Source organism: Halorubrum tebenquichense DSM 14210 (genome assembly GCF_000337415.1).
GTDB lineage: Archaea > Halobacteriota > Halobacteria > Halobacteriales > Haloferacaceae > Halorubrum > Halorubrum tebenquichense.
On the sequence record NZ_AOJD01000015.1, the window covers coordinates 1 to 3,941 of the forward strand.

The 3,941-nt window shown below is 57.9% G+C and carries 4 protein-coding genes and 1 pseudogene; 1 reads left to right on the top strand and 4 read right to left on the bottom strand.

Annotated features, from left to right (window positions below; translation table 11 throughout):
• The 3 genes from C472_RS01295 to C472_RS01300 all read right to left on the bottom strand — a co-directional run.
• Positions 1-204, bottom strand: a 204-nt coding sequence (locus tag C472_RS01295) for a VOC family protein (RefSeq protein WP_006627974.1), incomplete at its 3' end; no start/stop codon positions are given.
• A 307-nt stretch (positions 205-511) separates the two neighbouring features.
• The gene (locus C472_RS16770) at positions 512-1,006 is read right to left on the bottom strand and encodes a hypothetical protein (RefSeq protein WP_152420571.1); all 495 of its coding nucleotides are present in this window, start codon (positions 1,004-1,006) and stop codon (positions 512-514) included.
• Positions 1,007-1,676: 670 nt separating this feature from the next.
• Positions 1,677-1,973, bottom strand: a complete 297-nt coding sequence (locus C472_RS01300; protein ID WP_049906148.1) for a hypothetical protein — start codon at positions 1,971-1,973, stop codon at positions 1,677-1,679.
• Between the two features lie 797 nt (positions 1,974-2,770).
• On the opposite strand from C472_RS01300, the gene C472_RS17425 reads away from it, so the two are divergent.
• A complete protein-coding gene (locus C472_RS17425; RefSeq protein WP_162832658.1) occupies positions 2,771-2,944 on the top strand; it encodes a hypothetical protein in 174 nt (57 codons plus the stop codon).
• A gap of 351 nt (positions 2,945-3,295) precedes the next feature.
• Here C472_RS17425 and C472_RS01310 read toward each other — a convergent pair.
• A pseudogene (locus C472_RS01310) lies at positions 3,296-3,904 on the bottom strand (DUF7260 family protein); the annotation flags it as partial.
• Positions 3,905-3,941: the final 37 nt, after the last annotated feature.

A 3,941-nucleotide genomic window follows, 5' to 3' on the forward strand; every position in this document is an offset into this window, starting at 1 on the left:
GTCGGCGTCGCCGTAGAAGAAGTGGTACGTGCCGGGGTCGTCCTGGTTAATCGACCGCTTCACCAGCCGGAGTCCGAGCGTCTCGACCCAGAAGTCGAGGTTCCGCTGCGGGTCGCCCGCCACGCAGGTGACGTGGTGGATTCCCGGGGAGGGGGTCGGGCCGTCGCGCTGTTCGGCTCCGGTCGCGTCGGATGCGTCGGTCATGCTACCAGTTACGTGGCGGAGGGACTTGAATCGGCGCGGACACGGGTGTTACCGGGAGCGGGGACCGACCGTCCCGTGCGACACCGTCCGCCCGGCCGTGGCCGAAATCGACGATATTCATCCGTTGTCTCTCCATTTCTCGGACACTATCGTCTGAAACGGCCGTTCGATACTGAGTACTTATATGACGGCTCTGTTGAAATTCTCAGAAAGTGATATATTCTAACCCAATCGCGGTCAGCACACATTCTTCAGTGACCGTCTGTTTCAGGCGAGAATCTATCTAAAGTAGGGATTTCAACAGTGCCTATTCTTCCTCTCTGGACGTTTGGGACGATTCTCTGAGCGCGTTTCGAAGAATACTCTTATCTATCTCATTTTCTTCGATGCCATTACTGGTTGCTAGAAACCCGATTTCCTCATCATTCAGAAAGCCAACAATGACTGGGTATAGCTCCTGTCTATCTCTTTCTGCGTCCTGAATCTCATCCGGCACCTCTATCATATCATACGATACCTCACCGCTGTCAACTTTTTGTGGGTCTAGGCCGATCCACGTGGCAATTGCTTCGTTGTCCTCATCAGTATAGAAGTGTATAATTTGATAGAGATCAAAGGGATCTTCCGAACGTATGCCACGCTGAACGATGGATTCTGTCTCTTCGTACCCCCGTTTGCGTATCTCTCTGTCGATATCTGCGAATTTTGTGGTATCGTAGACTCTCTCCAAAAGCCTATCCCGTTTCTGTCTAACAACCTGGTGCCTTGAATTTTCACGACCGCTTTGGTTATCTTTGCCCATTTTGTACTACTATTCTGGGATTATACATCGTATTTAGTTATTCACCAGAACAGATTGTACGGGGTCATGTTCAGAGAGCTACTAATTATTTATGTCGGTAGTATTTGATTATTTCTCAGGATTTCTCCGCTTATTAGAGAACAAGCCCGTCGGTATCTGTATATGCTTCAGCAACCGGTTGTTTCAGCCGACAACATATCCGAAAATGCGATTTCAACAGAGCGGATTTACTACCGAAAACCCCATACATTCTGTCATATTATCGACGGCTATGGATTGGGTAAGCCTGACTGCTACTGGACTAGTTGCTCTCACTTGGCTTATTATACTCTATCAGTCACAGAAAGAAGGCTGGAATGGGGGCCGGACGGTCGGGTGGATTGTTTTTCTTAGTGGTATAACTGGTGGAGTACTGTTTGACAATTACCTTCCCACCGAGTCGTCACTCGCCCTGTGGTTGGAACTACTACCGCCAGTGATTATGCTCATCGGTATAGGCATAGTGTGGGTTTGGAAACCCAGTGAGGACAATCATTCAGCCAACCGAAATAAATAGACACTTTGTATTGAGTGATCTGTAAGTCTCCTGTATTGAGCGATCCATAGTTCAATTGTATTGACCACAACTGGGTCAGAAGATATCGCATTCTGTGGATTGTAACAAAGACTGTTACCCGAGAAAAACATCAGGAACAGATATTATGAGGACGAGTAGGCCGGTCAGCAAGGCGATCGCGGTGACACGTAATCCGCCAGCCAGTCGCCGGCGCTCCGACGGGAGGGACTCGGCAAGCCCAGACAGGGCGAATCCGACCGCCATCACGAGCGAGTGGACGCTGGGAACACCGCGTAAGATACCGAAGTACACGAAGAGACTCGCCATCGTGACTGAGCCAGCGAACATGGCAAACGCTTGGGCCCCCCCGGAGGGTTCGCTAAACACGACGTCTTTGACTCTAAAGGGCACGGAGGGAATTGTTTCCCTGACAGTATAAATACGCGTGGCACGGTGAAAAGTCGGCCACCTGTGACGTATCCACGGTATTGACCCGATACCGAGCGATCGAGGACGGGTATCGGTCAACGTCCGAGAAGTTCAACGGACCCCGAAGCAACCGTTATCGCGGTGACGCGTCGCGCCACGCCGTCGCCGGCGCGTAGCGCCGGCTGGCAGGGAGTCTTCGATTCCCGCTGGACGCGGCGGCCGGAGAAGCCGCGACGCTGTGGGGGCGCGAGGTGCTGTGCTGCGGCGGACGGGAGTCGGAGGGAGACAGTCGCGAGGCGGAGGGGGGCGTTCACGAGTGCGAGGCCCTCGCGACCCGATCGGCACGCGAAGCGTTCTGCTGACGACGGAAGCACCGCAGGAGCGAGCAGCGCGAACGACGAGGAGCGTGGTTCGAGACGGGGCCGTCTGGTCATCGCCGAGAGCCCCCGACCTCCGGCTAGCAGTCGGAATCCAGAGGATTCTGCCGACGTCACGAGACGTCTCCGGCGTCTCGAACGACGGCCAGCGTCCGGCCGTCTCGCGACTGGGACGTCGCTTGTCTCTGAGCCGGTCTCCGGCTCATAAGAAGCTACAGCCTTGTTGAACCCCTATTCTCCAGACGTGGTGTGTGAAACGGCCGACCGACGAGAACCACGTCCTCGTCGCTTTTTCGACGAACTACGTCGATAGGTGCTGCGGGCGCTGTGTGGGTCAAAACCCGCAGATATTCCCGCAAATATTTATAAAAGATTATGTTTGATGCGATAGAGGATAAAACGATGTCCTCCATGCTTGAACGACCGGTGGTCCACTACGGAGTTCCGTTCGTCAACGCCGTGATCGTCGCCGTGATCGGGTTCGCTGTGTTCAGCGGCGTCGCGCGGCTGTTCGCATTCGTACTGGCCGGTATCGAGGTCGCTGTGGTCCCGCAGGTACTGAAACGCGCAGCGTAGCTTCGCGTATTCGACGCCGGGTGTCTCTCTGCCACGATTGAACGCCGTCGACGGGCGCAGCTCTCCCACCAATCCAACCGAGGACACGACGACCCGCTGCCTGTGTGAACGCTAGACGACGCTGCTGAGCGCTCGCTCGATGGACCAGTCACTACGCCTTCCGTCCTGATCGCACGGGAACAGGACACGTCGACTCCCGTGGATTCCGACGGGTCCGAAACCACGTACAGCCTCGCGGCCGGGGCTTCGCCGGTGTCGATCGCGGAGAGAATCGCGACGAGACCCGTCGAATACGAACCGGGGCTTCGAGTGCGTTCGCATCGCCTCGGTCCGAACGTCTGCGTGCCCGAGTCAGCGCGCCCGTCCCATCTCCCGCTCGATCCGCCGGCAGAGCGCGTCCAGCCGGTCGCCGACCGCGGCGACGGCCGCGAGGACCGGATACGTCACGTCGAGGTCCTGATAGCAGTACGCCGGGAGGTCGAGGTCGTCGCTCAGCGCGAGTCGGCGGTCGTGGTCCGCAAGGACGCGCTGGCGGCGGGCCGCGATCCGGTCGCAGTCCTCTCGGAGAGCCTCGGTCCGGGTCCGACAGGCGTCGAGCGCGCCGAAGGTGGGGGCGTCGAAACCGTCCGCGCTCTCGTCGCCGCCGAGTTCCTCGTCGATCGCCGCGATCTCCGTGCGGATCGGGTCGAGTCTCGACCGCGCGCGCTCGACCGACTCGATCTCCGACTCCAGCGCGTCCAGGAACGCCTCGCGCTCCTGGACCGCTGTCTCGACCGCGCTCAGCAGCGAGCGCTTGTACTCCTCGTGGAAGCAGTTCGTGCGAGTGAGCGCGTACGCGAGTTCGGGACCGAACTCCGCGGCGACGCTCCGCTCGTAGGTGTCGTCGTACTCCGCCTCGTAGTGCGGGACCGACATCACCGTCGACCGATACGCGTCCCGCACGGCGACGAGCCCGGAGCCGGTCTCTTATACACATCTCTGAGCGGGCTGGCAAGGC